Annotated in this window: 22 protein-coding genes; 15 read left to right on the forward strand and 7 right to left on the reverse strand. The window is 72.2% G+C overall.

The window, feature by feature from the left end; all coding sequences use genetic code 11:
• Nucleotides 1-50: 50 nt before the first annotated feature.
• From lnt to K377_RS29255, 4 genes are all read left to right on the forward strand, one after another.
• Entirely contained in the window at nt 51-1676 is a 1626-nt protein-coding gene (lnt, locus tag K377_RS29240; protein ID WP_111666560.1) for an apolipoprotein N-acyltransferase, read from the forward strand.
• A 25-nt stretch (nt 1677-1701) separates the two neighbouring features.
• Complete coding sequence (locus K377_RS29245) at nt 1702-2196, forward strand: NUDIX domain-containing protein (RefSeq protein ID WP_111666561.1); 495 nt, start codon at nt 1702-1704, stop codon at nt 2194-2196.
• An 84-nt stretch (nt 2197-2280) separates the two neighbouring features.
• On the forward strand, nt 2281-3069 hold the full coding sequence (locus K377_RS29250) for a 3-hydroxybutyrate dehydrogenase (RefSeq protein WP_111666562.1): 789 nt from the start codon (nt 2281-2283) through the stop codon (nt 3067-3069).
• 133 nt (nt 3070-3202) lie between these two features.
• Nucleotides 3203-5140 carry a GAF domain-containing protein gene (locus K377_RS29255; RefSeq protein WP_111666563.1) on the forward strand — a complete coding sequence of 646 codons (1938 nt, stop codon included), beginning with the start codon at nt 3203-3205 and terminating at the stop codon, nt 5138-5140.
• A gap of 44 nt (nt 5141-5184) precedes the next feature.
• On the opposite strand, the gene K377_RS29260 is transcribed toward K377_RS29255, so the two are convergent.
• The gene (locus tag K377_RS29260) at nt 5185-6576 is read right to left on the reverse strand and encodes an MFS transporter (RefSeq protein ID WP_111666564.1); all 1392 of its coding nucleotides are present in this window, start codon (nt 6574-6576) and stop codon (nt 5185-5187) included.
• Nucleotides 6577-6927: 351 nt separating this feature from the next.
• Between K377_RS29260 and K377_RS29265 the strand changes: the two genes are divergently transcribed.
• From K377_RS29265 to K377_RS29280, 4 genes are all read left to right on the forward strand, one after another.
• Nucleotides 6928-9144, forward strand: a complete 2217-nt coding sequence (locus tag K377_RS29265) for an MMPL family transporter (RefSeq protein ID WP_111666698.1) — start codon at nt 6928-6930, stop codon at nt 9142-9144.
• 117 nt (nt 9145-9261) lie between these two features.
• Complete coding sequence (locus K377_RS29270; protein ID WP_111666565.1) at nt 9262-10572, forward strand: sensor histidine kinase; 1311 nt, start codon at nt 9262-9264, stop codon at nt 10570-10572.
• Entirely contained in the window at nt 10569-11225 is a 657-nt protein-coding gene (locus K377_RS29275) for a response regulator transcription factor (protein WP_111666566.1), read from the forward strand. Before K377_RS29270 ends, K377_RS29275 begins: the two co-directional genes overlap by 4 nt.
• A 194-nt stretch (nt 11226-11419) precedes the next feature.
• Nucleotides 11420-12517, forward strand: coding sequence for a hypothetical protein (locus tag K377_RS29280; RefSeq protein WP_111666567.1), 1098 nt, complete (start codon nt 11420-11422; stop codon nt 12515-12517).
• Between the two features lie 53 nt (nt 12518-12570).
• On the opposite strand, the gene K377_RS29285 is transcribed toward K377_RS29280, so the two are convergent.
• On the reverse strand, nt 12571-13290 hold the full coding sequence (locus K377_RS29285) for a TetR/AcrR family transcriptional regulator (protein ID WP_111666568.1): 720 nt from the start codon (nt 13288-13290) through the stop codon (nt 12571-12573).
• Between the two features lie 85 nt (nt 13291-13375).
• Between K377_RS29285 and K377_RS29290 the strand changes: the two genes are divergently transcribed.
• Nucleotides 13376-14218 (forward strand): NAD(P)H-binding protein, encoded by an 843-nt coding sequence (locus K377_RS29290; protein WP_111666569.1) that lies wholly within the window; start codon nt 13376-13378, stop codon nt 14216-14218.
• A 269-nt stretch (nt 14219-14487) separates the two neighbouring features.
• Nucleotides 14488-15129 carry a hypothetical protein gene (locus tag K377_RS29295; protein ID WP_111666570.1) on the forward strand — a complete coding sequence of 214 codons (642 nt, stop codon included), beginning with the start codon at nt 14488-14490 and terminating at the stop codon, nt 15127-15129.
• Between the two features lie 26 nt (nt 15130-15155).
• Here the strand turns inward: K377_RS29295 and K377_RS29300 are convergent, their stop codons facing one another.
• Together K377_RS29300 and K377_RS29305 are read right to left on the reverse strand one after the other, a co-directional pair.
• Nucleotides 15156-16922 carry a hypothetical protein gene (locus K377_RS29300; RefSeq protein ID WP_111666571.1) on the reverse strand — a complete coding sequence of 589 codons (1767 nt, stop codon included), beginning with the start codon at nt 16920-16922 and terminating at the stop codon, nt 15156-15158.
• Between the two features lie 3 nt (nt 16923-16925).
• Nucleotides 16926-17708 carry a hypothetical protein gene (locus K377_RS29305; protein WP_111666572.1) on the reverse strand — a complete coding sequence of 261 codons (783 nt, stop codon included), beginning with the start codon at nt 17706-17708 and terminating at the stop codon, nt 16926-16928.
• Between the two features lie 253 nt (nt 17709-17961).
• On the opposite strand from K377_RS29305, the gene tsaD reads away from it, so the two are divergent.
• Both tsaD and K377_RS29315 read left to right on the forward strand, forming a co-directional pair.
• On the forward strand, nt 17962-19014 hold the full coding sequence (gene tsaD, locus K377_RS29310; RefSeq protein ID WP_111666699.1) for a tRNA (adenosine(37)-N6)-threonylcarbamoyltransferase complex transferase subunit TsaD: 1053 nt from the start codon (nt 17962-17964) through the stop codon (nt 19012-19014).
• Nucleotides 19015-19132: 118 nt separating this feature from the next.
• Nucleotides 19133-19885: a trypsin-like serine protease gene (locus K377_RS29315; protein ID WP_111666573.1), complete on the forward strand. Its 753-nt coding sequence runs from the start codon at nt 19133-19135 to the stop codon at nt 19883-19885.
• Between the two features lie 6 nt (nt 19886-19891).
• Here the strand turns inward: K377_RS29315 and K377_RS29320 are convergent, their stop codons facing one another.
• From K377_RS29320 to K377_RS29330, 3 genes are all read right to left on the reverse strand, one after another.
• Nucleotides 19892-20791 (reverse strand): NAD(+)/NADH kinase, encoded by a 900-nt coding sequence (locus K377_RS29320; protein WP_111666574.1) that lies wholly within the window; start codon nt 20789-20791, stop codon nt 19892-19894.
• Nucleotides 20788-21798, reverse strand: coding sequence for an SPFH domain-containing protein (locus K377_RS29325; protein WP_111666575.1), 1011 nt, complete (start codon nt 21796-21798; stop codon nt 20788-20790). Before K377_RS29325 ends, K377_RS29320 begins: the two co-directional genes overlap by 4 nt.
• 89 nt (nt 21799-21887) lie before the next feature.
• The gene (locus K377_RS29330; protein WP_258395158.1) at nt 21888-22931 is read right to left on the reverse strand and encodes a LacI family DNA-binding transcriptional regulator; all 1044 of its coding nucleotides are present in this window, start codon (nt 22929-22931) and stop codon (nt 21888-21890) included.
• Between the two features lie 224 nt (nt 22932-23155).
• On the opposite strand from K377_RS29330, the gene K377_RS29335 reads away from it, so the two are divergent.
• Genes K377_RS29335 through K377_RS29345 form a run of 3 tightly spaced genes read left to right on the forward strand, consistent with a single transcriptional unit; the run spans nt 23156 to nt 25964 of the window.
• Nucleotides 23156-24322, forward strand: a complete 1167-nt coding sequence (locus K377_RS29335) for a Gfo/Idh/MocA family protein (protein WP_111666577.1) — start codon at nt 23156-23158, stop codon at nt 24320-24322.
• A complete protein-coding gene (locus K377_RS29340) occupies nt 24319-25242 on the forward strand; it encodes a PmoA family protein (RefSeq protein ID WP_111666578.1) in 924 nt (307 codons plus the stop codon). The genes K377_RS29335 and K377_RS29340 overlap by 4 nt, the downstream gene beginning before the upstream one ends.
• Nucleotides 25236-25964, forward strand: a complete 729-nt coding sequence (locus tag K377_RS29345) for a cupin domain-containing protein (RefSeq protein WP_111666579.1) — start codon at nt 25236-25238, stop codon at nt 25962-25964. The genes K377_RS29340 and K377_RS29345 overlap by 7 nt, the downstream gene beginning before the upstream one ends.
• Nucleotides 25965-26025: the final 61 nt, after the last annotated feature.

Here is a 26025-nt window from a genome sequence, read left to right on the forward strand (position 1 = left end):
GCCGAAGCCCGCCCGGCCAGCGGTACAGGCGTGCGCCGTACACTCCCCGGGTGACCGCCACCGCACCTCCCGTCGCCCCGTCCGACGAGCCCGACGCACGGCCCGCGCGCCGCTCCGGCCTGCGCCGGTTCGTCCCCGTCGTCCTCGCGGCGATCGCCGGACTCCTCCTGTACGTCACCTTCCCGCCGCGCGAACTGCCGTGGCTCGCCCCGGTGGCGTTCGCCCTGTTCGGCATCGCCGTGCACGGACGGCGGCTGCGGGCCGGATTCGGCCTCGGGCTCGTCTTCGGGCTCGCCTACCTGGTGCCGCTGCTGTCCTGGACGGGCGTGGACGTCGGCCCGCTGCCGTGGCTGGCGCTCGCCGCCGCCGAGGCGCTGATCCTCGCCCTGGCGGGCCTGGGCATCGCCTACGTGTCGCGGCTGCCACTGTGGCCGCTCTGGGCGAGCGGTGTGTGGATCGCGGACGAGGCGCTGCGCGCCCGGTTCCCGTTCGGCGGGTTCCCCTGGGGCAAGGTCGCCTTCGGGCAGCCCAGCGGCGTGTTCCTGCCGCTCGCCTCGCTCGGCGGCACCCCGCTGCTCGGCTTCGGCGTGGTGCTCTGCGGCTTCGGTCTGGGCGCGCTCGTCCTGCGCGTGCTCCGCCTCAAGAAGGAGCGCGAGAACAGCGGCAGCCGTCTGCTGCGCGACCGCGGGATCGTCGCCGCTGCCGTCTGCGCCGTCGCCCCGGTGATCGCCGGAGCGGCCGCCATGCCGCTCGTCTCGAACGACGCCGAGGCCGGCACCGCCCGCGTCGCGCTCATCCAGGGCAACGTGCCGCGCATGGGCCTCGACTTCAACGCCCAGCGGCGGGCCGTGCTCGACTACCACGTCCGCGAGACCATGAAGCTCGCCGCCAAGATCAAGGCGGGCACCGTGAAGAAGCCCGACCTCGTGCTGTGGCCGGAGAACTCCTCCGACATCGACCCGTACGTGAACATGGACGCCTACGAAGAGATCCAGAAGGCCGCCAAGGCGGTCGGCGCCCCGATCTCGGTGGGCGCCGTCGTCACCGACAAGAACGGTGACGCGCGGAACCAGCTCATCCTCTGGGACCCCAAGACCGGCCCCGGAGCCACGTACAACAAGCGGCACCTGCAGCCCTTCGGTGAGTACATGCCGTACCGCGGCTTCTTCCGGATCTTCAGCAAGGACGTCGACCGGGCGGGCAACTTCGTCCCCGGTGACAAGGCCGTCGTCTTCGACATGTCGGGCACCGAGGTCGGCAACGTCACCTGCTACGAGGCCGCGTTCGACGACGTGGTCCGCGACCAGGTGAACGAGGGCGCCCAGATCCTTTCCGTGCCGAGCAACAACGCCACGTTCGAGCGCAGCCAGATGACCTACCAGCAGCTCGCCATGGACCGGGTCCGCGCCGTGGAGCACGGCAGGGCCGTGATGGTCCCGGTGACCAGCGGCGTCAGCGCTGTCATCCGCCCCGACGGGTCGATCGCCCAGAAGACCGGCATGTTCGAGGCGGACACGCTGCTCGCCGAGGTCCCCAAGCGGACCAGCAAGACGCTCGCCACGCGCGCGGGTGTCTGGCCCGAGGCGCTGCTGACCGCTCTCGGCGTCGGCGGTCTCGCCTGGGCGGTCGTCCGGTCCCGCAAGGGTCGCGGTGCCACGGCCCGATCGAAGGGCTGACGGGCGAACGGTTAGGGTCGCGCACATGGCTACCCCTGAATACATCCGCGCCATCCGTGCCACGGCGGGCCACCAGCTCCTCTACCTGCCCGGCGTCACCGCCGTCGTCTTCGACGACCAGGGACGGGTGCTGCTCGGCCGCCGTGCCGACACCGGCCGGTGGGCCGTGCCGGCGGGCATCGCCGAGCCGGGAGAGCAGCCCGCGGACGTCGCCACGCGCGAGGTGTTCGAGGAGACCGGGATCGAGTGCGTCGCCGAGCGCGTCGTCCTCGTACAGGCCCTGAAGAGCCCGATCACCTACCCCAACGGCGATCAGTGCCAGTTCATGGACATCACTTTCCTGTGCCGGGCCACCGGCGGTGAGGCCCGCGTCAACGACGACGAGTCGCTTGAAGTCGGCTGGTTCGACCTGGACGCGCTGCCGCCCCTGGACGAGCACGGATCGTTCAGGATCAAGCAGGCCGAGCAGGAGGGGCCCACGTGGTTCGAGGGCGGCGCGGGCGGTACGACCACCGTCTGACGTGGCCGGAACCCATGCCTGAGCAGTGAAGTGTGGGTTCGGGCCACATCGGGGCGTGCCGGGGGACTGCCTAGGGTGCGGACCATGACCCCGCTCTCGCCTGCCATCGCCCCCTCCGCCGTACCCCTCGACCTCGGCGGACGCACCGCACTCGTCACCGGCGCCGCCGGCGGCATCGGCCGGGCCTGCGCCCTGCGCCTCGCCGCCGCGGGCGCCAAGGTGCGCGCGGTGGACCGGGACGCCGCCGGACTCGAACTGCTCGCCGAGGAGGCCCCGGGGATCGAACCCCGTGTCCTGGACCTGACCGACCTCGACGCCGCCGAGGCCGCGGCGGCCGGCACCGACGTCCTCGTCAACAACGCGGGCATCCAACTGGTACGCCCCGTCGAGGAGTTCCCGCCCGACGTGTTCCACACCGTGCTGACCCTCATGGTGGAGGCTCCGTTCCGGCTGATCCGCGGCGCGCTCCCGCACATGTACGGGCAGAACTGGGGCCGCATCGTGAACGTGTCGTCGGTGCACGGACTGCGCGCCTCCGCCTACAAGTCCGCCTACGTCACCGCCAAGCACGGCCTCGAAGGGCTGTCGAAGACGGTCGCGCTGGAGGGCGCCGCGCACGGTGTCACCTCGAACTGCGTGAACCCGAGCTATGTGCGCACCCCGCTCGTCGAACGGCAGATCGCCGACCAGGCCACCGCGCACGACATCCCCGAGGAGCAGGTGCTGACCCAGGTGATGCTGCGGGACAGCGCGCTCAAGCGGCTCATCGAGCCGGAGGAGGTCGCCGAGGCGGTGGCTCATCTGTGCTCGCCGCAGGCGTCGTTCATGACCGGGACGTCGATGATCCTCGACGGCGGCTGGACAGCTCACTGACGCGGTGACTGCGCACTTTTCAGGCTATTCACGGCTTCTGCGGTCACTCTGAGGAGTGGCCGCAGTTCTGTGATCGTTCGAGTTGTCCACAGGGCTGGCGGGGCCGGCCGTACGACGGGTAATCCTGTTGAGCATGTCGCACCCTCAACCACCATCGGCCGCGGCCGCCGACCCGCTGGACGCCGGGGACCCGCAGGCCCCGTTCCTGGAGCTGCTCGCCCGGGGCGCGTCCGCCGACGCCTACGAGCAGCCCGTGCTGCTCGCGCGCGCCGACGGCGCTCCGGCCGCCCGGATCGCGGCCCTGGAGGCCGCCAAGCGGCTCGCGCTCGGGGTGCGCGAGGAGATGGAGGGCAGACGGCGCCGCGAGGCCGAGCTGTCCGCGCTGTTCGAGACCGCGCACGACCTGGCCGGACTGCGCGACCTCGACGCCGTCCTCCAGGCCATCGTGCAGCGCGCCCGCTCCCTGCTGCGCACGGACGTCGCGTACCTGACGCTGAACGACCCGGTCAGGGGCGACACCCGGATGCGCGTCACCGAGGGCTCGGTCGCCGCACGCTTCCAGCAGCTGCGGCTCGGCATGGGCGAGGGGCTCGGCGGCCTCGTCGCCCAGACCGCCCGCCCGTACGTCACGGACAACTACGCGCAGGACGTCCGGTTCCAGCACACCAGCACCATCGACGCCGGCGTCGGGGACGAAGGGCTCCAGGCCATCCTCGGCGTGCCGCTCATGCTCGGCTCCCAGGTGATCGGCGTGCTCTTCGCCTCCGACCGCAGGACCCGGGTCTTCGAGCGTGAGGAGATCGCGCTGCTCGGCTCCTTCGCCGCGCTCGCGGCCGCTGCCATCGACGCGGCCAACCTGCTCACCGAGACCCGTGAGGCGCTGGCCGGCCTGGAGCGGGCCAACGAGATCATCCGCGACCGCAGCGGAGTCATCGAGCGCGCATCCGACGTGCACGACCGGCTCGCCGAGCTGGTGCTGCGCGGTGGTGGCGTGCACGACGTGGCGGCCGCCGTCTCCCAGGTCCTGGACGGCACCGTGGAGTTCACGGACGCCGAGGCGGCCCCCGCGGAGGCTCTGGAGGCGTCCCGCGCCGAAGGGCACGCGGTGCGCCGGGACCAGGACTGGGTCGCGGCCGTCGCCGCCGGCGGCGAGCTGCTCGGCGCCCTGGTGCTGCGCGGCCATCCGGGGCTCGACCCGGTCGACCAGCGCACCCTGGAGCGCGCCGCCATGGTCACCTCACTGCTGCTGCTCGCCCGGCGCTCCGCGTCCGAGGCCGAACAGCGCGTCCGCGGCGAGCTGTTGGACGACCTGCTCGATGCCCGCGACCGGGACCCGCGCCTCCTGCGCGAGCGGGCCTCCCGGCTCGACGCCGACCTGGACGCCACCCACGTGGTGCTCGCGGCCCACCTGGAGACCGTCGCGGACGACGCCGAGGAGGAGGCGGCCGCGCGCCGCCGGCTCGGGGCCGCCGCCGGGCATCTCGCGGCCACCCGGCACGGACTGGCCGCCGCGCGGGACGGCGGCACGGTGCTGCTGCTCCCGCTGGCCGCGGACGACACGGCCTCCGCAGTCGCCTCCCTGGTCGCCAAGCGGCTCTCCGCGGCGATCCACGAGACGGTCACGGTCGGCGCGTCCTCGCCGGTCGACGGGCTGGCCACCCGCACCGAGACGGCCGCCGTCGCCTGTGCCGAGGCGCGGCGCTGCCTCGACGCGCTCCGGGTCCTGGGCCGGGCGGGGGAGGGCGCGGCGGCCGAGGACTTCGGATTCCTGGGACTGCTGCTCGCCGACAGCCGGGACATCCCCGGTTTCGTGACCCGCACCATCGGCGAGGTCGTCACCTACGACGCGCGCAGAGGCACCGATCTGGTCCGCACCCTCGACGCCTACTTCGCGGCCGGATCGAGCCCCGCCCGCACCAAGGACGCCCTGCACGTCCATGTGAACACGGTGGCGCAGCGCCTGGAGCGGATCGGCCATCTGCTCGGCCCTGACTGGCAGGCGCCCGAGCGCTCCCTGGAGATCCAGCTCGCGCTGCGGCTGCACCGGCTGTCGGGCCCGGACATACGCTGACCCCGCACGCCCGGCGGGGCGTACGGGGTCAGCGGGACCGGCTGTCAGACGCGGTGCGGCTCCTCGGCCGACCGGGGCGCCCCGATCCGCTCCGTGCCCTCGGCCCCGTCGACGTCGGCGAGGTCGCGGTGGCGGGTCTCCTTGGCGACGGCGACGGCGATCAGGGTGATGACCGCGGCGGCGATCACGTACAGCGAGATCAGCGTGGACTCACCCGAGCTGTCGAGCAGCGCCGTGGCGATCAGCGGGGCCGGCGCACCGGCCGCGACCGAGGCGAACTGCGCGCCGATGGAGGCGCCGGAGTAGCGCATCCGCGTGGCGAACATCTCGGAGAAGAACGCGGCCTGCGGGGCGTACATGGCGCCGTGCAGGACCAGTCCGACCGTGACCGCGAGGATCAGGTTGCCGAAGCTCGCCGTGTCGACGAGGGAGAAGAACGGGAACATCCACAGGCCGACTCCGGCGGCCCCCAGCAGATACACCGGCCGGCGTCCGATCCGGTCCGACAGGGCGCCCCAGGCCGGGATCGCCGCGAAGTGGACGGCGGACGCGATGAGGACGGCGTTGAGCGCGGTCTGCTTGGAGACGTCGGCCGCCTGGACGGCGTAGACGAGGATGAAGGCGGTGATGACGTAGTAACTGATGTTCTCGGCCATGCGGGCGCCGATGGCGACGAGGACGTCGCGCCAGTGGTGACGCAGCACCGCGACGAGCGGCATCTTCTCCACCGCTTCGGCGTCGGCGGCCTTGCGGGCCTCGGCGCGGGCCAACGCGTCCTTGAACACCGGCGATTCGTCGACGGAGAGACGGACCCACAGCCCGACCATGACCAGCACCCCGGACAGCAGGAACGGGATGCGCCAGCCCCACGAGGTGAACGAGGCGTCGGACATCAGCGCGGTGAGTGCCGACAGCACACCGGTGGCGAGGAGTTGGCCCGCCGGCGCGCCGGTCTGCGGCCAGGACGCCCAGAACCCACGGCGCTCGGCGTCCCCGTGCTCGGACACCAGCAGCACCGCGCCGCCCCACTCGCCGCCGAGCGCGAATCCCTGGACCAGCCGCAGCGCGGTCAACAGCACCGGCGCGGCCGATCCGACCGTGGCATGCGTGGGCAGCAGCCCGATCGCGAAGGTGGCGCCACCCATCATCAACAGGCTGATCACCAGCAGCTTCTTGCGCCCGAGCCGGTCACCGTAGTGCCCGAACACCAGAGCACCCAAGGGCCGGGCGGCGAACCCGACGGCGTACGTGAGGAAGGAGAGCAGAGTACCGACGAGCGGGTCGGAATCCGGGAAGAAGAGCTTGTTGAACACGAGCGCGGCGGCGGAGCCGTAGAGGAAGAAGTCGTACCACTCGATCGTGGTGCCGATGAGGGAAGCGGCGACGATGCGCTTGAGATTGTTGGGGGTTGGCGGAGCGGATGCTGCGGAGGCCATGTGCGCCACTTCCTCGAATGCGGTGGGGACGGGTGGGTGTCGGCACACCGTAGAAACATGCAGGTCAAGCGCACATGTGGTGGGGCAACATAGTTGGGGCTGCGGGTATGCGTGCAGCCGCTATGACAACTCGGAACAGGGCGGCGGGCCGACACGGACAGGACACCGGACCGGTTGGGCCTCGCGGTCCGTACACCCTGGGGAGGACAGCGGGCCGGCACCCCGGTACTACGGCTCCCGCACGATTCACCCCCACAGGCCCAAGGGATCGCGGTGCGGCGTTCCTAGCGTGGAGGCCGGGTCGCGATGCGGCCCTGTCCCGTCATCTCGCACGCCTTCCGGGAGTTCTCCGTGGCCACGTTCCTCTACCGGCTGGGCCGGTTCTCATTCCGGCGGCGAAGGCTCGTCCTGATGTTCTGGATCGCCGTGCTGGCCGTCGTCGGGATCGGCGCCGCGGGGGCCTCCGGGAACACGACGGACAGTTTCAGCATCCCGGGCACGCAGTCCCAGAAGGCCCTCGACCTGCTGAACGAGGAGTTCCCGCAGGCGTCGGCCGACAGTGCCACGGCCCGGGTGGTCTTCGAGGCGTCGGACGGCGGGAAGCTGACGGCGGGCGACGACAAGGCCGAGGTCGAGGCGCTGGTCGCCGACCTCGGCGAGGCCCACCAGGTGAAGACGGTGGCCGACCCGTACCGCAGCGGCACCGTCAGCGAGGACGGCTCGATCGGCTACGCGCAGGTGACGTACGCGGTCGGGGACGCCGACGTCAGCGACCGGGCGCGCACGGATCTGGAGGACATCGCCGCCAAGGGCGAGCAGGCCGGCCTGCACGTCAGCATGGGCGGCTCGGCGGTCGCCGCGCAGGCCGAGCAGAGCTCGACCGAACTGCTCGGCCTGTTGATCGCCGCCGTCGTCCTGGTCATCACCTTCGGCTCCCTGGTCGCGGCCGGCCTGCCGCTCCTCTCCGCGCTGTTCGGCGTCGGCCTCGCGATCCTCTCCATCACCCTCGCGAGCGCGGTCATGGACCTCAGCTCCAGCACCAGCACCCTCGCCCTCATGCTCGGCCTGGCGGTGGCCATCGACTACGCCCTGTTCATCGTCTCCCGCTACCGGGGAGAGCTGACGAACGGTCACGACCCGCAGGAAGCGGCGGGCCGGGCCCTGGGCACGGCGGGCTCCGCGGTGGTGTTCGCCGGACTGACCGTGATCATCGCGCTGGCCGGGCTGAGCGTCATCGGCATCGGGATGCTCACCGACCTCGGGCTCGGCGCCGCGTTCGCCGTGGTCGTCGCCGTGATCATCGCGCTCACCCTGCTGCCCGCGCTGCTCGGCTTCGCCGGTGGCCGCATCGCGCACGGGAAGCTCACGAGCCGCAGGATGCGGTCTGTCCAGCGCGGCGAGCGCGAGCCGATGGGGGTCCGCTGGTCGACGTTCGTCCTGCGCAACCCGGTGAAGGTGCTGGTGACCTCGGTGGCCGGACTGCTGCTGCTCGCCGCCCCGGCCCTGTCGCTCGAACTCGGCATGCCCAGCGACGAGTCGGCCACGCCCGGCAGCACCCAGCGCATCGCGTACGACACCATCAGCGACGGGTTCGGCCCCGGCTACAACGGCCCGCTGTCCGTCGTGCTCGACGCCCGCGGCAGCGACGACCCCAAGGCCGCCGCCCACGACGCGGTCGCCCTGCTCGACAGCCTGCCCGACGTCGCCTCGGTGAGCCCCGCGGCCTTCAACCAGAGCGGTGACGTCGCCCTCATCAGCGCCGTGCCCGGCTCCTCGCCCAGCAGCGAGAAGACCATCGACCTGGTCTCCGACATCCGGGACCGGGGCGCCGCGCTCCAGGACGACACCGGCGCCGAACTGATGGTCACCGGCACCACCGCGCTCAACATCGACATCTCCGACAAGCTGAGCGGCGCCCTCGTCCCGTACCTGTGCGTGGTCGTCGGCCTGGCGCTGATCCTGCTGATGCTGGTGTTCCGCTCGATCCTGGTCCCGCTCAAGGCGGCCGCCGGTTTCCTGCTGAGCGTGCTCGCGACCCTCGGTGTCGTCGTCGCGGTCTTCCAGAAGGGCTGGTTCGCGGACGTCTTCGGAGTCGACCAGACGGGCCCGGTCGTCAGCATCCTGCCCATCTTCATGATCGGCGTCGTGTTCGGGCTCGCCATGGACTACCAGGTCTTCCTGGTGACCCGGATGAGGGAGGAGTACGTCCACGGGGCCGAGCCGCAGGAAGCGGTCGTCGCCGGATTCCGGCACGGCGCCCGGGTCGTCACCGCCGCGGCGGTCATCATGATCGCGGTGTTCTCCGGGTTCATCCTCAGCGACCAGGCGATCATCAAGTCCATGGGGCTCGGTCTCGCCGCCGCCGTCCTCCTCGACGCGTTCGTGGTGCGGATGACCATCGTCCCGGCGGTCATGGCGCTGCTCGGCCGGCGTGCCTGGGCGCTGCCCGGCCGCCTGGACCGGCTGCTGCCGAACGTGGACGTGGAGGGGGAGAAGCTGCGGCACCTGCTGGACGACGCTCCCGAGAACGCGGCACACCCCGAGCGCGTGCCCACCGGAAAGGGCTGAGCGACCGGCCGTACCATCCGAGGCGGGGCGCCCCGCCCCTCCCGTGACCAGCCGTTCCGCCCGCCGGCCTCCGCACGGAGACCGGCGGGCGGACCCCGTCGGAAGAGGACGTACGACGTGACCACACCGACCGCGGCCGAGCCGACCGGCTCCTCGGTCGAACCCGAGGTACTGCTGGGCGGGGCGGAACGGCCCGCGGACGTCCTGGTGATGCGCGGCATCCGACGGATCATCGAGGCCGACCAGCACCATCCATGGGTCAGGGGCTGGGGCGTGCCGCTGCTCTGCGCGCTCTTCGGCATCCCGTCCCTGCAGAACGCGGACACCGGTCCGGGGCCCGGCGTGCCCGTCCTGGTGGCCCTGTCCCTCGCTTTCTGCGTCCCGCTGTTGTGGCGCGGGACGCGGCCCCTCCTGGTCTTCGCCGTCACCACGGCGGTCGCGCTGGTGGCGATCGGCCTGGACGCCAACACCGGTTCCGCGGCGGCGCCGGTGGTGGCCCTGCTGAACGTGGGCCGCGCCGTGCGGCCCGTGTCGCTCGCGGTCTGTGTGGCGATCGCCGCCGCGCAGACCGCCCTGTCCACCGTCGTCCGCGGCGACGTGGACGACATCGGCCTGCAGACCTGGGTGGTCGCGCTCATCCAGGCGGCCCTCGTCGTGGCCGTCGCCGCGGCGGGCCTGGTGGCCCGGGTCGTGAACGCCTACATCAGCGCCCTGCACGAACGCGCCGTGCAACTGGAGGTCGAACGCGACCAGCGGGCCCGGCTCGCCGCCGCCACCGAGCGCGCCCGCATCGCCCGGGAGATGCACGACATCCTGGGCCACACCCTCGCCGTCATCGTCGGCCTCGCAGGCGGCGCCGCCGGACTGACCGAGGCGAAACCCAAACGCGGCGCCGACACCCTGCGGCTCATCGCCGACAGCGGCCGCGGCGCCCTGGCCGAACTGCGCCGCCTGCTCGCCGTCATCGGCGACGACGAACGGATCGCCCAGGAGGGCACTCCGCTGGCGCCCCAGCCCGGCCTCACCGATCTGGACCCCCTGCTCGCACGCGTCCGCGCCGCGGGACTCACGGTCACCCTGCACACCGCGGAGGATCTGCCCGACCTGTCGCCCGGTCTCCAGCTCGCCGTCTACCGCGTCGTCCAGGAAGCGCTGACGAACACCCTCAAACACGCGGCCCCCGACACGACGGTCCGGATCGCGCTCACCGCCGACGGCACCTCCCTGCTGCTCACGGTCGACGACACCGGCCCGACGAGGACCGCGCGCGCCAACGACGACGGCCGCGGTCTGGTCGGGATGCGCGAGCGGGCCGCACTGTACGCGGGGACCGTGACCGCGGGCCCCAACGACCAGGGAGGATGGAGCGTCCGGGCCCGTTTCCTGATCGCGGCCACCTCTGCACCCACGGAGAAGCACTCCTCATGACCACCGTGCTCATCGTCGACGACCAGGCGCTGCAGCGGCTCGGCTTCAGCATGCTCATGGAGCAGCATCCCGATGTGAGCGTGGTCGGCGAGGCCACCCACGGCGCCGAGGCGGTGCGGATGACCGCCGAACTGCGCCCGGACGTCGTCCTGATGGACGTGCGCATGCCCGGCATGGACGGCATCGAGGCGACCCGCCGCATCGTGCGGTCCGGCGGCCGGTCCCGGGTCCTCGTACTGACCACCTTCGACCTCGACGAGTACGCCTACGCGGCTCTGCGCGCCGGCGCCAGCGGCTTCCTGCTCAAGGACGCCCTGCCCGACGAACTGATCTCGGGCGTCCGGGCGGTCGCGGCGGGCGACGCGGTCATCGCCCCGGGACTGACCCGCAAACTCCTCGACGCCTTCGCCGACCGGATCCCGGGCCGCAGCGCCGAACAGGAGGCTCGCCTCGCCGCGCTGACGGACCGCGAGCGCGAGGTGCTCACCGCGATGGCGGGCGGCTGGAGCAACACCGAGATCGCCGACCGTTTCTCCCTCGCCGAGTCCACCGTCAAGTCCCACGTGAGCCGGGTGCTGGCGAAGGTCGGGGCTCGGGACCGCGTCCAGGCGGTGATCTTCGCCTACGACGCGGGACTGGTGAAGCCGTCCTGAGTGCCGCGATGATCGAGCCGGCCGTGGCGGTCGCCGGGAGTCGGGGCTGTGACGGAGCATTTCCCGGATGACCGAAACCGCATGCCCCGACACGGCATCTGGCGCATCTACGCGTTGACCGCGCCGCTCCGTGACGTTTGCATGTCGGTGGTTCCCCGTACGGGGAACCGAGGCGAACGGTGTCTGGGGGAGACATGCGCGGAAGTGCGAAGCGGGTTGCGGTCAGACGGGGGCGGGTCGCCCTGAGCGCGGCGGCGGTGGTCTGCGGGGTCACGGCGGTCCTGCCCGGAGCGGCCTGGGCCGGGCCCGCCGACGCCCACACCATCGGCGTCGAGAGGATCAGCGTCGCCGCCGACGGCACCCAGGCCAACGACGATTCCACCGGGGCGTCGATCACACCGGCCGGCGACCGCGTCGCCTTCTCCTCGTACGCGAACAACCTCACTCCCGGCAACACGGGCAGGAACGACCGGGTGTTCGTCCGTGAGCTGGCGACGGGGCAGAACCAGCAGTTCGGCGGGCCCGCGTCGGGGCCGCCCATGCTCAGCAGCGACGGACAGGTTCTCGCCTATCTGGCACCCAGGTTCGACTCCATGGCCCTCTACCAGAACCATCTGAGCCTGGGATGGTCGTCCGCCTACACCTGCTCGCTCAGCCGCTGCGAGGCGTCCATGGGCGCGAGCGAACGCCATCAGGCGTTCGGTGTCAGCTTCAGATACCCGGAGCAGAACCAGCGCGTCGAGGTGCGCAGACCGGACACCGGCGAGCTGCAGACCATCGACATCATCCACAACACCGCACCGATCCGGCCGTCCATCAGCGGCGACGGAACCCGTCTCGCCTACCAGGACGGCGGTGAGCAGGACATCCTCCTGTGGGACTGGGCCGACAACAACGTCGCCTACCCGATCGAGGGCCCGGACCGGGCGGCCGAGCTCGTCCAGCTCAGTGACGACGGCAGCAAGATCGTCTACCGCTCGGGCCCGGACACGTACGTCCACGACGTCGCCTCCGGCACCGCCCTTCAGGTACCCGGCGTGAAGGGCGTCGCCATCGACCCCACCGGCCGCTACCTCCTGCACACCCCGTCCGGTTCGACCGGGCCGGCACCGCTGACGCTGCGCGACCTCCAGACGGGCACCGACGAGACCGTCACCGACCGCCCCGCCACGGCCGGGATCGACGCGGTCAGCGCCGGCGGGCGCCAGGTGGTCTTCCGGTCCGCAGCCGACGATCTCGTCCCCGACGACACGAACGGCAAAGCGGACATCTTCCTCAGCACCCTCCGCTGACGCCCGAAGCGGCCCGGGCGGACCCGCACCGGGACGATCTGCCTTCTGTCACGTCACCCGGTCGCCGTGACGCGGTCGAGCCACTCGACAAGCAGCAGGCGTTCAGACTCGCTGAGCATCTCCAGGCGGGGCGCGTGGGCGCGGAGGGCGACGGCCGCTGTGAGGGGTCCCTCAGGTGTCCGGGCGGGAGCGTCGGTCAGGATGCGACCGAGGACGGCGTCCATCATCGCCTCGCCCAGAGCGGGGTCCCGCTGCTCCTGCGCGGTTGCCAGCAGCGTCTGAACCGTGCCGACGCCGGCCGCCTGGATGAGGTCCACCGCGTGCGGTTCGGGGACCCGGAGTCGCCCGGCCGCCGCCAGCCGGCGCACACGTGTCTCCAGGATCTGCTTTCCCCTGCGGGCAGCCGGTGAGTCGCGTACCCGATCGGGGTCGCTCAGCAGCCGGAAGATCGCCGGGTTGGCCAGGCCGAACTCGATCTGCTTGTGCCAGCTCGCGCGCAGGTCGTCCAGCGGGTCCACGTCGGTCGCGGTGGCGGCCGCGACACTGGCGGCCTTGTCCGAGACGAACGCGGCCATGACGTGCTCGGCCACCGCCTCCAACAGGCCGTCCTTGTCGCCGAACAGACGGTAGATGGTCGGGGCCTGGACCCCGGCGCGCTCGGCGACGCCGCGGGTGGTCACCGCGCCGGGCCCCTTCTCGCGCAGCAGCGAAGCGGCGGCGTCGACGATCGCCGCCCGCGTGTCCGTCCGGCCGGTCCGGCCCGCATCACTCATGAACCGAAGATAACAGCGACTTGCTATCGCTGATGGCCGGGGTTACGGTGAGTGTGATTCCAGCGATAACGAAGGAGGCGTATCAATGATAATCGTGACCGGTGCGACCGGAGCCCTCAACGGCGCGACCGTCGACCATCTCCTCGAACGGCTGCCCGCGAGCGAGATCGCGATCGTGGCGCGCGACACCGCGAAGGCGGAGCGCTTCGCCCGGCAGGGAATCGAGGTCAGGTACGGCGACTACGCCGACCCGGACTCCCTGCCCAAGGCGTTCGCGGGCGCCGACCAGCTGCTGCTCGTCTCCTCCAACGACCCGACCGCGGACGCGACCGCCCTGCACCGTGCGGCCGTCGACGCCGCTGTCGAGGCCGACGCGAAGCGGATCCTCTACACCAGCCACCAGGCCGCCGCGCCGGACAACCCGTTCGCGCCGGGACGCGACCACTTCGCCACCGAACAGATGCTGGCCGCCTCCGGCACGCCGTGGACATCGCTGCGCAACGGCTTCTACGCCCACAGCCTCCTGTGGCTCGCCGGACCGTGGCGCGAGACGGGCGTCATCGCCGTGCCCGGCGACGGACCGGTGTCCTGGACCTCCCGCGACGACGCCGCCGAGGCGGCCGCCCGGATTCTCGCTTCTCCCGGCGCCCACGACGGCCCGGTCACCCTGACCGCACCCGCGGCCCCGACCTTCGCCGAACTCGCCGACATCGCCTCCGAACTGTCGGGGCGCACCGTCCGCTTCCAGCGGATGGACGAAAGCGACTGGATCGCGGCGCAGACCGCCGCCGGGCAGCCCGAGCACATGGCCCATTTCCTGCTGGGCTTCTACCGGGCCGCGCAGGCCGGCTTCTTCTCCGGTACCGACCCCCTCCTCGGTGACCTTCTCGGCCGCCGACCGGCCACCGCGCGCGATGCCCTGGGGTAACTCCGGGAAGAAGGGAGGGAACGTCAAGTGGCCTTCGAGTTAACGGGAATTCGCGGAATCTCTAACGCCGCGAATATCCAGTCGGTTTCCTTCTTGTTGAGGGCTGATCCGATCCTTTCCGCACGTCGGCGTCCCTATGCTGATCCAGCTTCGCCAGGAAGGCGTTGCGGCTGCCGGCACGCCCAGGGAGGGGCGTGAAGGCAGCTTGGGGGGCGGAGGAATTCCTCCGGCCACCCTTGTGCCCGTGTGAGGAAAGCCGAGGAATTCCCGTGAGACGTACGACTTCCGTTCTGTTGTCCCTGAGCGCCTTGGCGGCGGTCACCGGACTGGCCGTTCCCGCGGCGGTCGCCGCCCCGGTGAGCGAGCGGACCGTCCCCGCAGGCTGGGAGACGGTGGACCCGTCCGACCTGGCACATGTGACGGACGGGGCGGACGCCCGGCGCAGCGCGCGCTCCGCCGAGCCCGAGCGACTGGCCCTGCAGTCGGCCCGCAACAGCCGCTTCGTGGCCACCGAGGCGACCTACCCGGCCCCGAATACCGGTGTGCAGCGCGCCCGTTCCGCCGCGGTCGGCGGTTCCTGGGAGAGCTACTCCTTCGAATGGGACGAGGCGACCGAGACCTACGCGCTGCGCTCCCTCGCGAACAACCGCTACGTGGCCGTGGAGAAGAACTACACCGGCAGTGCGCAGAACATCCTGCGCGCCCGCTCCACGAGCGTGGGCGGCTGGGAGCGGTTCTACCTGTACTACAACGCGGAGCTGGACCGCTACGCGCTCCAGTCCACGCTGAACGGCCGCTTCGTCGCCATGGAGAACAGCTACACCGGTTCCCTCCAGTACGCGCTGCGCGCCCGCTCGACCGAGGTCTCGGGCTCGTGGGAGCAGTTCTCCCTCTACAGCATCGACTCCTGACGTCACCCACCCGGGCCGGCCGCTCGTCAGTCGACCGCACCGGGGGTGATTCTCCCGGTGTAGCCGCCGTCGCTGCTCCAGGCCAGCTCACCTGAGCCGATCCTGCGCAGTTCGACGGTGTCGGGGCAGTAATGGCTCCCCTCCAGGACCATGCCGGGCAACGGCGCCTTCTGATTCCCGGGGTGGAAGACGAGGGTGCCGTCGGCCCGGACGGTCGGGCCGTCGAGGGTCGCGGTGCAGCCCCTGTCGCCCAGGATCTTGAGGTTGCCGCGCAGATCCCGCACGGTGGGTTCTGCCGCGGCGCCGGGTGACAGGGTGACGAGGACGCGGTAGCGGTCAGCCCGGTCCGTGCCGCCGGAGATCTCACCGCTCCACGGCGCGGCCAGGGCGTACACGTCCTCGGGTCCGAGGGCGGCCGTCGCCGAGGGGGCCGGTCCGGACGAGGGCGGCGTCGACCGGACCGTGCCCGGTGACTCCGAGGGCGCCGCGGACGGTACCGAACGCGCCGGGGACGGGGCGCCGGAGCCACTCGGGCCGAAGGTGAAGAGCCCCGCCGTGTGGATCGGACCCTGGCCGGTGAGAGCCGGGACGACCACACGCCCCTTGAGGGCGGCGCACGGGCCGAGATAGCCGGACTCGGCGAAGGCGCGCAGGCGATGCGGTGTCCAGTGTGCGCCGTCGCGGGACACCCAGAGGGCCGGGTGGAACAGCTCGTTGACGAGCACGGAGCCCGTGGCCACGAAGGTGTCACCTACCACGAGGAGGTCGGTCACGACGCCGGACCCCGGCTTCGCGTCGGCGGGCACGGGCAGGGCGGCGACGTCGGACCAGTGACCGCCCCCGTCCGTGGAGCGCAGGAGCACGGACCGTGTCATGTCGTCGCCGCCGCCGTCGAGGGCCCCTTCGCCGTCGGGTGCCGGCGTCGCCCCGGTCTCGGACGTCACCTCCCGGCGTCCGCTCAGCAGCACGGTGTCTGCGTGCACGGCGGCGTCCGCGACCTCGCCGACCAGGTTCCCCGGCAGCGACGGCGTCAGATCGCGCAGGGACGCGCCGTCGTCGGAGACCCGGTACAGCGCCGGACGCGTCGCCCCGTTCGGATCGCAGACCCCGGTGATCACCGCGTCGCCCGTGTCCGGCGCGTCGGCCCGGCCGCGCAGGCCGCAGCCCTCGGGCGCCCGCGCGTCCACCGCCTGCCAGCGGCGGGCGTCACCGGCCAGACGCCACAGCGCCCGCCCGTCCACGGAGGCGTAGAGATGCGCGCCGTCCGTGAAGTAGGAGGGTCGCCCGGTCGCGGTGGGGTCGGGCGGATCGAGCAGCCGCCAGGTCCGTCCGTCGGCCGAGAAGAAGGCGGGCGCGGAGGACACGACGCCGAGGCCGCCCGACGAGTCGATGCCCTTTCCCGCCACGACGAAGCCGCCGTCCCAGGCCATCAGGTCGGTGAACTCGCTGTACCACCCGGCTCCTCGCCCGACCGTGCGCAGATCGCCCTTCTTCCACGTGACGGCGTCGGTGGAGTACCAGGCGTCGAGGTCGTAGCCGTCTCCCGACGGCTCGGGCGCGTCCCCGGCGGCGACCAGGACCCCCTTGCCGGAGGCGATGGCCCGCGGGTTGAACCCGCCGTCCCGTGCGCCGGCCACGGCCTTCGCCTCGGTGTACGACCAGGTGCGGGTCGGCGTGCCTGCGTCGTCCCGGCCGTCCCGCGCCGTGAACCACCACAGCCCGCAGCCGAGAAGGGCGAGCACGAGGACGACGCCGAGCGCCCCCGCGCTGCGCCGGGAGATGCGCACAGCCATCGCTCAACCCCGCTTTCCGCACGCGGACTTGGTACTGGTGTGGGTGTCCACCAGTTCTCGGCCCGTACCGGACTCCTCGGGCTGGACGTCGTACACGGGGACGCCCGCGACGCCGCCCGCCGACCGGAAGGGCCCCAGGTTCTTCGTCTTCCTCTCCCCGCCCACCATGTAGGCGACGGTCAGCGTCCAGGTGTAGGAGGCGGCGCAGGAGCGCACGTCGACCGTCACGTACGCCGGGTCGTCCTTGGTGACGCTCCTGCCCGTGAGCATCGAGTTCCCCGGCACCGCCTGCGCGGCCTCCTTCCCGTCCACGACGTCGCGGAGTTCAGCGCGGTCGAGGTCGAAGCGCAGCACGGAGGATCCGCCGCCGGCTCCGCCGCAGGAGCGGGTCTTCTGCAGGACCCAGTCGTACGCCGTCGCCCTGGTGCGGTCCTTCACGTGCGGCACGACCGAGTTGACGGTGATCTTGCCCTTGCCCTTGGTGCTCAGCGTGAGGTTGAGGACGCCGTGCTCCCAGGAGACGCCGGTCTCGTTCGCCACGACGAGTGCACGTGGATCCTTCTCGAAGTCGTCGAGTTCGACGGAGGTGACCGGTGGACCGCCCTTCCTCATCGCGACGGCGGACACCCTGTCGCAGCCGTCGGCGGCGGGCCACCCGGGCAGGATGTCGAGCGTCTCGGGTGGCGGAGGATCGACCTTGTCCTTCACGAAACTGACGGTGCCCGTCAGGAACAGCGGGACGACCGTCGCCACCAGCACACCGATCACCATGGCCGGGAGGCCCATCCGTTTCCACCAGGACTGAGCCGGTGCCGTCGCGGGCCGTTGTGGTCGCTGCGGCGGTCTTGTCATCCGTGCCATGCCGATCCCCCTGTTCCCCCTGTGAGGTGCTTATGGCCCGGGCAGATGCCAGGGAAACCCTCCGAACCGGGTCAGGCCGGGCCTTCCGTACCCCAGGGCCACGGCGTCTCTAGTTGCACATATATTGCAACTACACAAAGAGTGCAGAAGAGTGGAGTGGGTCGTGGTGGGCGGACCGGTGGTGCTGGGGATCGAGTCGTCGTGCGACGAGACCGGCGCGGGCATCGTGCGGGACGGGAAACTGCTGGCCCACGTCGTGGCGTCGAGCATGGACGAGCACGCGCGGTTCGGCGGGGTGGTGCCCGAGATCGCCTCGCGCGCCCACCTTCAGTCGTTCACGCCGGTCGTGCGCCAGGCCCTGGCCGAAGCCGGGCTGCGGCTCGGGCAGATCGACGCGGTGGCCGTCACCACCGGGCCGGGCCTGTCCGGCGCGTTGCAGGTCGGTCTGGCCGGCGCCAAGTCCCTCGCCTACGCCGCCGGGGTGCCGCTGTACGGGGTGCACCACTTGGCCGGGCACGTCGCCGCCGACACCCTGGAGCACGGTCCGCTGCCCGAGCCCTGTGTGGTCCTGATCGTCTCGGGCGGTCACACCTCACTGCTGCTGGTACGTGACCTGGTGCGCGAGCCGATCCTGCACCTGGGCGACACCCTCGACGACGCGGCCGGCGAGTGCTTCGACAAGGTGGCCCGCATCCTCGGCCTGCCCTACCCGGGCGGGCCCGCCATCGACCGCGCCGCCAAGGCGGGGAACCCGGACGCGGTCACCTTTCCTCGTCCGCTGACCAAGGCCGGCGACGATCCGTACGCGTTCTCCTTCTCCGGGCTGAAGACGGCCGCGGCCCGCTGGGTGGAGCAGCACCGGCTGCGCGGCGCGGAACCCTCGGTCGCCGACGGCGCCGCCGCACTTCAGGAAGCCGTCGCCGACGTCCTCACCCGCAAGGCTCTGCGCGCGTGCCGGGACCACGACGTGCGCACGCTGATCGTGGTCGGCGGTGTGGCCGCGAACTCCCGCGTACGGGCCCTCGCGGAGGAGCGTTGCGCGGCGGCCGGGATCGAGCTGCGCGTGCCGCCGATGACCCTGTGCACGGACAACGGCGCGATGATCGCGGCGGTCGGCGACCTGCTCGTACGCTCCGGAGCCGAGCCCGCGCCCCTCGAAGTGTCCGTCGACCCGTCCGCACCCCTGGAGTACGCCGCCCTCACCCCGCTGCCCGCCCTCGCCGCCGCCTGACGACGAAGAGCGATCCGGCGCGGTGCGCCACGGAAAGCGAAGGACGCGCACGATGCGGGGCGCACCGGTACTCGGCGGATGACGGGGAAACGCCGTCACTCGTGCCACAGTCGGACCGATGAGGCGAACGACAGAGCGGACGCGGCGGATCGGCGGGACGGCGGCAGCCGTCCTGATGCTGCTGACCGGCGCCGTGGCCACCGCCGGCCCGGCCGCGGCGGTGATCGGCGGAGCCCGCAGTGCGTACGGCCCGTGGGCGGTTCGGATGTTCGTCGACGGCAAGCCCGAGTGCACCGCGACGGCGGTCGCCCGCCAGTGGATCATCAGTGCCTCGCACTGCTTCTACGAGCAGGCCGAGCCCGTCGCCGACCGCCGGATCACCTTCCGCGACGGCGCGCTCGACGTGCGCGAGGGCACCGTGGTGCGACCCCTGCCGGGCAAGCGGGTGGGCAGCGCGGACGCCGACATGATGCTCGTCAAGGTGCCGCCGATGAACGTCCGCGTGGCACACCTGTCCACCGCCCCGGCCCGTCCCGGCGCCGTGGTACGGCAGTTGGGCTGGGGCGCCACCTGCACCGACGACGAGAACCGCTGCCAGTCGCCGGTGCTCAGGGAGTCGACCCTGCGCGTGCTTGAGCCCGAGGACCCGCGCTGCGAGGGCTACACCGTGCCCGGCGGCTCGGACTTCTGCATGGGCAAGGTCGTCGGCATCCCGGCGGGCGGCGATTCGGGCGGGCCCGTGATGAGCATCGGGCCGCGCGGCACGGAGACCCTCCTCGGCGTCTTCTTCGGCTCGGACCGCGAGGCGACGGCCGGCGCCGGTGACGTCTCGCGTCAGCTCTCCTGGATCAGGTCCGTGATCCGCGGCTGAACCCCCTCACCCCACGAGCCGCAACCGCTCGTCGCACACTCCCACCCGCACCGTCTGCCCCCAGGTCAGCTCCACCGCGTCGGCCTCCATCCCGTCGCCGAAGGCCACCAGCCGCTCCGACTCCACGGTCAGCGACAGCCGGGCCCGTGACGTCAGTTCGCCCGCGTTCAGCCGGGTTCCCGTGACCGGGGACGGCCACGCCTCGCGGACGAACCACAGCAGGCGGTCGTCCGTCGGGCCGGGCAGCGGGCCGGCCCCGCCGCGCTCCTGCCACACCGACCGGATCCACCCGGTCGCCCCCGTCCCCGTACCGATGAGGACTCCGGAGGAGGCCTGGGCCTCGACGACACCCCTGTCGCCGTCGAGGCCCAGGCGGTAGCGGGCGGTGCGGTGGCCGGACGCACCGACATAGATCTCGTTGAGGGCCACGAGACGCTGGGCGTCGTCGGTGACGGCCTCCACCATGGTCAGTTCGTCGACCCCGCGGCTCTCGTCCAGCGCGGCGGGCAGCAGCCGGGTGACGTCCGCCGACCGGTGACGCACCAGCACCCCCGGATTGCGCCCCGGATCCGCGTCGACGCCGATCACCGGCCGGTCGCCCACGTACTGGGCGACGTTCGCCACCAGCCCGTCCTGACCGACCACGACCACCACGTCCTGCGGCGCGAACAGGAACCGGTCCAGATCCGCGCGCTCCACCTGCGCCCGCCGCCAGCTCAACGGCACGGCGGAGGCCGCCTCGGTCAGCGCGTGCTGCGCCCGGCGGTGCCGCTCGGCGACCTCCGCGATGTCACGGCCCCGGGACGAGAGGAAGAACGCCGCCTGCCCGTGAGTCCCGTGGTGCGCCACCAACTCCTCGTACTCGGTGGTGCGATGGACCAGGACGGCCCGGGGCGCGAGGCTCATGCCGACTGCCCGCCGTCCGTGCCGAAGCGCGCGAGAAGGCCGGTGAGCACGTCGGGGGAGACGGTCACGCTCTCGATCCGCGGCAGGTTCTCGGCGAGCCGGGTGCCGGTGAGCGCGTGCAGCGTCGCGACGTCCGTCTCGTCGTGCACCCGCAGCCAGGCGGCCTGCGCCTGCGCCCGTGCCTCACCGGCCTCGCGCGCGGCCTCCGCCTCCGCGCGGGCGAGACGGACCTTGCGGTCGGCCTCGGCCTGGACGCGTACGGCGTCGGCGGCCGCCTTCTCCTCGGCCTCGCGCCGGGAGTTCGCACCGCGCTGCTCGACCAACTGCTCCTCCCTGCGGGCCAGTTCGATCTGACTGGCCAGCTCGTTCTCCGCGATGGTGCGTTCGCGCTCGACGGCGACCGCGCGCCGTTCGTACGTCGCCTTGTCCGCCTCCTGCTGGATGCGCTCCCGGGCGGGGGTGCGCAGGGCCCGCTCCACCTCGGGCTCGGGGCGCAGCGCCATCACGCGGACGGCGACCACAGCGATGCCCGTGGCGGGCAGCCGCGGCTCCTCGTGCAGCCCCGTCGAGACGGCGTCCCGGACCGCGGGCACCCCGTCGACGAGGGCGGACGCCAGCGTGGTGCGGGCCAGCACGTCGAGCGCGTGCTGCTGGGCGGTCTCCGTGAGGAGGGTCGCCAGCTGCTCCAGCGGAGCGCCGCGCCAGACGCCCGAGTCCGGGTCGACGGAGAAGTCCAGGTGCTCGGCCGCGACGGCGGGATCGCCGATCCGGTAGGTCACCGTGGCCTGCACCGCCACGTCCTGGAAGTCGGCGGTCCTGGCGTGGAACGTCATCGCCAACTCGCGGTCGTCCACCGGGACTTCGGAGATCGCGGCGGACAGCGGACGGAACCAGAAGCTCAGGCCGGTCCCGTCGTGGGCCAGCTGCCCCGAGCGGTGGTGGCGTACGTGGTTGGTGGGTGCGGTGCGCAGGTGGCGCCAGCCGAACCGCTTGGTGATGTCTGCCATGACGAAGCCCTCCCGTTAGAGTCATTGTGACTTTAATTCGGGAGTCGTTTGTCGTCAAGCAGACGAGAAAAGAAAGAGTGCCGGAAGCCCTACAGCGCCACCTCCGTGCGGACGCCCAGCGTCGATTCACGCGCCTGGAGCGCGTGCGGAGCCGTATGGACCTCGAACGGGAGCGGCTCCTCGGCCCCGATCCGGGCGGCGAGACACCGCACGGCGAGGGAGGCGATGGCCGCCTTGTCGGGCACGACGGACGTCAGGGACGGAGTGCAGTACGCGCCCTCCTGCGATCCGTCGACGCCGACCAGGGCGACGTCCTCGGGGACCCCCATCCCGGCCTCGAACGCCGCGCGTTGGGCGCCGATCGCCAGGGTGTCGCTGAAGCAGAAGACCGCGTCCGGGCGGTCGGCGGGCGGTAGCGCGAGCAGGGCGCGCATCGCGGCCAGCCCGTTGGGCCGGTCGAACTCCCCGATCGTGGGCGCCAGTCGGGGATCGAAGGACAACCCGGCTTCGTGCAACGCCGTCTGATACCCCGCCAGGCGCTGACGGCTCGTCGCCGACCCCTTGCGGTCCGCGCCGATCGCGGCGATCCGGGTCCGGCCCAGGCCGGCCAGATGGGCCGTCGCGTCCTGGGCCGCGCCCGCGTTGTCGATCAGGACATGGTCCGCGCCGACGCGCTCGTCCTCGTAACTGCGCTCGCCGAGCAGGACCAGGGGCACCTCGCTGGCCACCGGGGCCAGTTCGGTCGCGGAGACGTGCAGCGGTGACAGGATCACGCCGTCGAGCAGCGACGCGCTCACCCCGGTGGCGAGCCGCAGCTCCTCCGCAGGGTCGCCGAGGGTCTCCTCGATGAGGACGGTCAGGCCGAGCGCCGTCGCCTCGGTGCGTACGTGGTGGGCGAGTTCGGCGAAGTAGGGCGTCGTCAGCTGCGGGACGGCCAGTGCGATCAGGCCGCTGCGTCCCGTGCGCAGCCGCCGGGCCGACGGATTGGGGCGGTATCCCAGGTCGCGGACGGCCCGCAGCACCCGCTCCCGCGTCGCCGGAGCCACCTTCGGCGCCTCACGTACAACGTTGGAAGCCGTCTTGATGGAGACCCCCGCGAGTTCCGCCACGTCCTTGAGTGTCACTGCGCGCACCAACCCGTCCCCTTCCAGGAGTTTTCCAGATTATGCATGCTCAGAAGGGTGTTGTGAGGGTCGGGCGGTGACCTGAAGTTGATTGCGTCCGGAGGGTTGACCCTGCGGAGACATGGCGGTTACAACGTTGGAACGCATTCATGGCAAGCGCTTGCTGTCGCGGTCGCTCGCCTGTGCTTCTCCTCCAGCTCGATCCATCCGCCTGTCCGACGAGAGGGTCCGACATGTCCCCGCAAGGTCCGAAGACTCCGCTGCGCACGGCCGTGGTCGGTGCCGGTGGGATCGCCCGCGGCAGCCACCTGCCCGCGCTGCGCACGCTCGCCGAGGAGGGCGCGACGGAGATCGTGGCCGCGGTCGACGTGAACGAAGCGGCGGTGCGGGCCCTGGCCGAGGAGTTCGCGATTCCCCACGCGTCGACGGACCTCGACGCGATGCTCGCCGAGGTCCGCCCGGACCTCGTGGTGCTCTGCACCCCGCCGGCCGTGCACCGCGAGCAGTCCGTGGCGGCGCTCAAGGCCGGCGCGTGGGTGTGGTGCGAGAAGCCGCCGTGCCCCTCGCTGGCCGACTACGACGCGGTCGAGGCCGTCGAGGGAGGGGGCGGCAGTGCCCCGTACGCCTCGATCGTCTTCCAGCACCGCTTCGGCTCCGGCGCCCGGCACGTGCGGCGGCTGCTGCGCGAAGGCGCCTTCGGACGGCCGCTCGTGGCGCACTGCCAGACCACCTGGTACCGGGACACCGCCTACTACGCGGTTCCCTGGCGCGGCCGGTGGGCCACCGAGGGCGGCGGCCCGGCCATGGGGCACGGCATCCACCAGACGGATCTGCTGCTCGATCTGATGGGGCCCTGGTCCGAGGTGCGCGGCATGGCGGCGCGGCTCGTGCACGACGTGGAGACCGAGGACGTCTCCACCGCCCAGGTCCGCTTCGCCGACGGCGCCGTCGCCACGGTCGTCAACAGTGTGCTCAGCCCGGACGAGGTCAGCCGTATCCGCATCGACTGCGAGCGCGCGACGATCGAACTCACCCACCTGTACGGCTACGGCAACGCCGACTGGCGCATCACCCCCGCCCCCGGTGTCACCGACGAGGAGGCCGCCGCCTGGCGGGACTTCGGCACCGACGAGCCCAGCTCGCACCTGGCCCAGCTGCGCGCCCTGGTGGCCGACATCGCGGCAGGACAGCGCCACCCGACCAGCGGCGAGGGCGGCCGTCGCACGCTGGAGTTCATCACCGCCCTGTACAAGTCCGCGTTCACCGACACCACGGTCCGGGCCGGGGACATCGGCCCCGGCGACCCCTACTACACCGCCCTGCACGGCGGCGCCCCCGGCTGGGCGCCCGGCGAGGACGCCCCGACGCACGACGCCCCCACGGAAGAGGCCCAGGCATGACGCTCGCACTCACCCACGCCCACGGCGACCGCATCACCGTGGCCCACGAGCCCACCGGCACCGAGCTGTTCGCCTACGTGTACCGCCCGGAGGCCGCGTGGGAGGCGCCCAAGCCCTACCTCCACCCGGTCCGCACCCTGTCCGGCGCCCTGGTCACCGACTACCGGCCCAACGACCACCGCTGGCACAAGGGCCTCCAGCTCACCGCCTCCCATCTGTCGGGCCAGAACCTGTGGGGCGGCAACTCCTATGTGCACGGTGAGGGTTACCTCCCGCTGCACGAGAAGATCGGGTCGATGGCGCACGTCGGCTTCGACGAGGTCTCCGCCACCGGCGACCGCGCCGTGATCGCCGAACGCCTCACCTGGCACCCGTACGACGGTGAGCTGTGGGCCGACGAGGAGCGCCGCCTGGAGGTCTCCCACCTCGACGCGGACGCCGGTTCCTGGTCGCTGACCTGGACCTCGGCCATCACCAACCGCCGTACCGAGCCCCTGCGCTTCGGCAGCCCCACCACGCACGGCCGCCCCGCCGCCGGGTACACCGGACTCTTCTGGCGCGGCCCGCGGGCCTTCCGCGACGGCCGGGTGTTCAGCGCCGAGTCGGACGGCGGCGACCTGATGGGCACGCAGGCCCCCTGGCTGGCGTACGTCGGCGAGCACGACGGACGCGACGGCCATGCGACGCTCGTCTTCGAGCACGCGGCGGGCAACGACCACGCGGGGGAGAAGGGGACGCATCCTGCGCACTGGTTCGTGCGCAGCGACCCGTTCGCCGCGGTCGCCCCTTCCTGGGCGTTCCACGAGGAGCTGGTCCTCGCCCCGGGCGACACGCTCACGCGCTCCTACCGGGTGACCGTCGCCGACGGCGCCTGGGACCGCGAGCAGGTCGCCGCTCGGATCGCCGGGAGCGCGTGGTGAGCGCCGGGTACGGCGGCTTCCCCGGGGCGGTTGGCATCTCGCGGCTGCGCGTGTACGACTGGCCCACCGTCGAGGGCCTGCCCGGCGGCGGCACCCCGCACCTCCATCTCGCGTGCAGCGAGGGGTACGTGGTCGTGGGAGGGCGCGGCCGGGTGCAGACCCTGACCCCGTCCGGGTACGAGGAGACACCCCTGGAGCCGGGCACCGTCGCCTGGTTCACCCCCGGCACGATCCACCGCCTCGTCAACGACGGGGAGTTGGAGATCACCGTCGTCATGCAGAACAGCGGACTGCCCGAGGCGGGCGACGCGGTGCTCACCCTTCCGCAGCACCTGCTCACCGACCCCGGCACCTACGCGGACGCGATCCGCATCCCGGGCGACGTCCCCGAGGCCGAACAGGTGGAGATCGCGCGGGCCCGCCGCGACCTGGCGACCCGCCGCTTCCTGGAACTGCGCGCCGCCACCGAGGACGGGGACCTGGCGCCCCTCGAAGCGTTCCAGCAGGCCGCGGCCGCACTGGTCCGCCCCCGGCTCGACGCGTTCGCACAGCGCTGGCGCGAGGGCGCGCAGGCCGCCGCGTCCGCGACCGGGGCCCAACTGGGAGCGCTGCGCGAAGGACGCACCGACCACTTGGCGCACGCCGCCGTCCAGGCCACCGGGCCCACCGCACGCGGCCGGTTCGGCATGTGCGGCCGGCTCGACGTCTACCCCGGCATCTGAAGCACCTCCGCGCGGTGCGGGCCACCGCACGGCCCGCACCCACTCTTCCGCCACCCCGCCA

This window comes from Streptomyces sp. PsTaAH-137, assembly GCF_003259365.1.
In the GTDB taxonomy this organism is placed as follows: domain Bacteria; phylum Actinomycetota; class Actinomycetes; order Streptomycetales; family Streptomycetaceae; genus Streptomyces.

Excerpts from the sequence above, each read along its gene's own strand:
- K377_RS29275 (WP_111666566.1), top strand. The coding sequence starts at position 10,569 with ATGACCACCGTGCTCATCGTCGACGACCAGGCGCTGCAGCGGCTCGGC.
- K377_RS29255 (WP_111666563.1), top strand. The coding sequence starts at position 3,203 with ATGTCGCACCCTCAACCACCATCGGCCGCGGCCGCCGACCCGCTGGAC.
- K377_RS29340 (WP_111666578.1), top strand. The coding sequence starts at position 24,319 with ATGACGCTCGCACTCACCCACGCCCACGGCGACCGCATCACCGTGGCC.
- K377_RS29300 (WP_111666571.1), bottom strand. The coding sequence starts at position 16,922 with ATGGCTGTGCGCATCTCCCGGCGCAGCGCGGGGGCGCTCGGCGTCGTC.
- K377_RS29305 (WP_111666572.1), bottom strand. The coding sequence starts at position 17,708 with ATGGGCCTCCCGGCCATGGTGATCGGTGTGCTGGTGGCGACGGTCGTC.
- K377_RS29315 (WP_111666573.1), top strand. The coding sequence starts at position 19,133 with ATGAGGCGAACGACAGAGCGGACGCGGCGGATCGGCGGGACGGCGGCA.
- K377_RS29335 (WP_111666577.1), top strand. The coding sequence starts at position 23,156 with ATGTCCCCGCAAGGTCCGAAGACTCCGCTGCGCACGGCCGTGGTCGGT.
- K377_RS29260 (WP_111666564.1), bottom strand. The coding sequence starts at position 6,576 with ATGGCCTCCGCAGCATCCGCTCCGCCAACCCCCAACAATCTCAAGCGC.
- K377_RS29250 (WP_111666562.1), top strand. The coding sequence starts at position 2,281 with ATGACCCCGCTCTCGCCTGCCATCGCCCCCTCCGCCGTACCCCTCGAC.
- K377_RS29280 (WP_111666567.1), top strand. The coding sequence starts at position 11,420 with ATGCGCGGAAGTGCGAAGCGGGTTGCGGTCAGACGGGGGCGGGTCGCC.
- K377_RS29245 (WP_111666561.1), top strand. The coding sequence starts at position 1,702 with ATGGCTACCCCTGAATACATCCGCGCCATCCGTGCCACGGCGGGCCAC.
- K377_RS29325 (WP_111666575.1), bottom strand. The coding sequence starts at position 21,798 with ATGGCAGACATCACCAAGCGGTTCGGCTGGCGCCACCTGCGCACCGCA.
- K377_RS29285 (WP_111666568.1), bottom strand. The coding sequence starts at position 13,290 with ATGAGTGATGCGGGCCGGACCGGCCGGACGGACACGCGGGCGGCGATC.
- K377_RS29320 (WP_111666574.1), bottom strand. The coding sequence starts at position 20,791 with ATGAGCCTCGCGCCCCGGGCCGTCCTGGTCCATCGCACCACCGAGTAC.
- K377_RS29290 (WP_111666569.1), top strand. The coding sequence starts at position 13,376 with ATGATAATCGTGACCGGTGCGACCGGAGCCCTCAACGGCGCGACCGTC.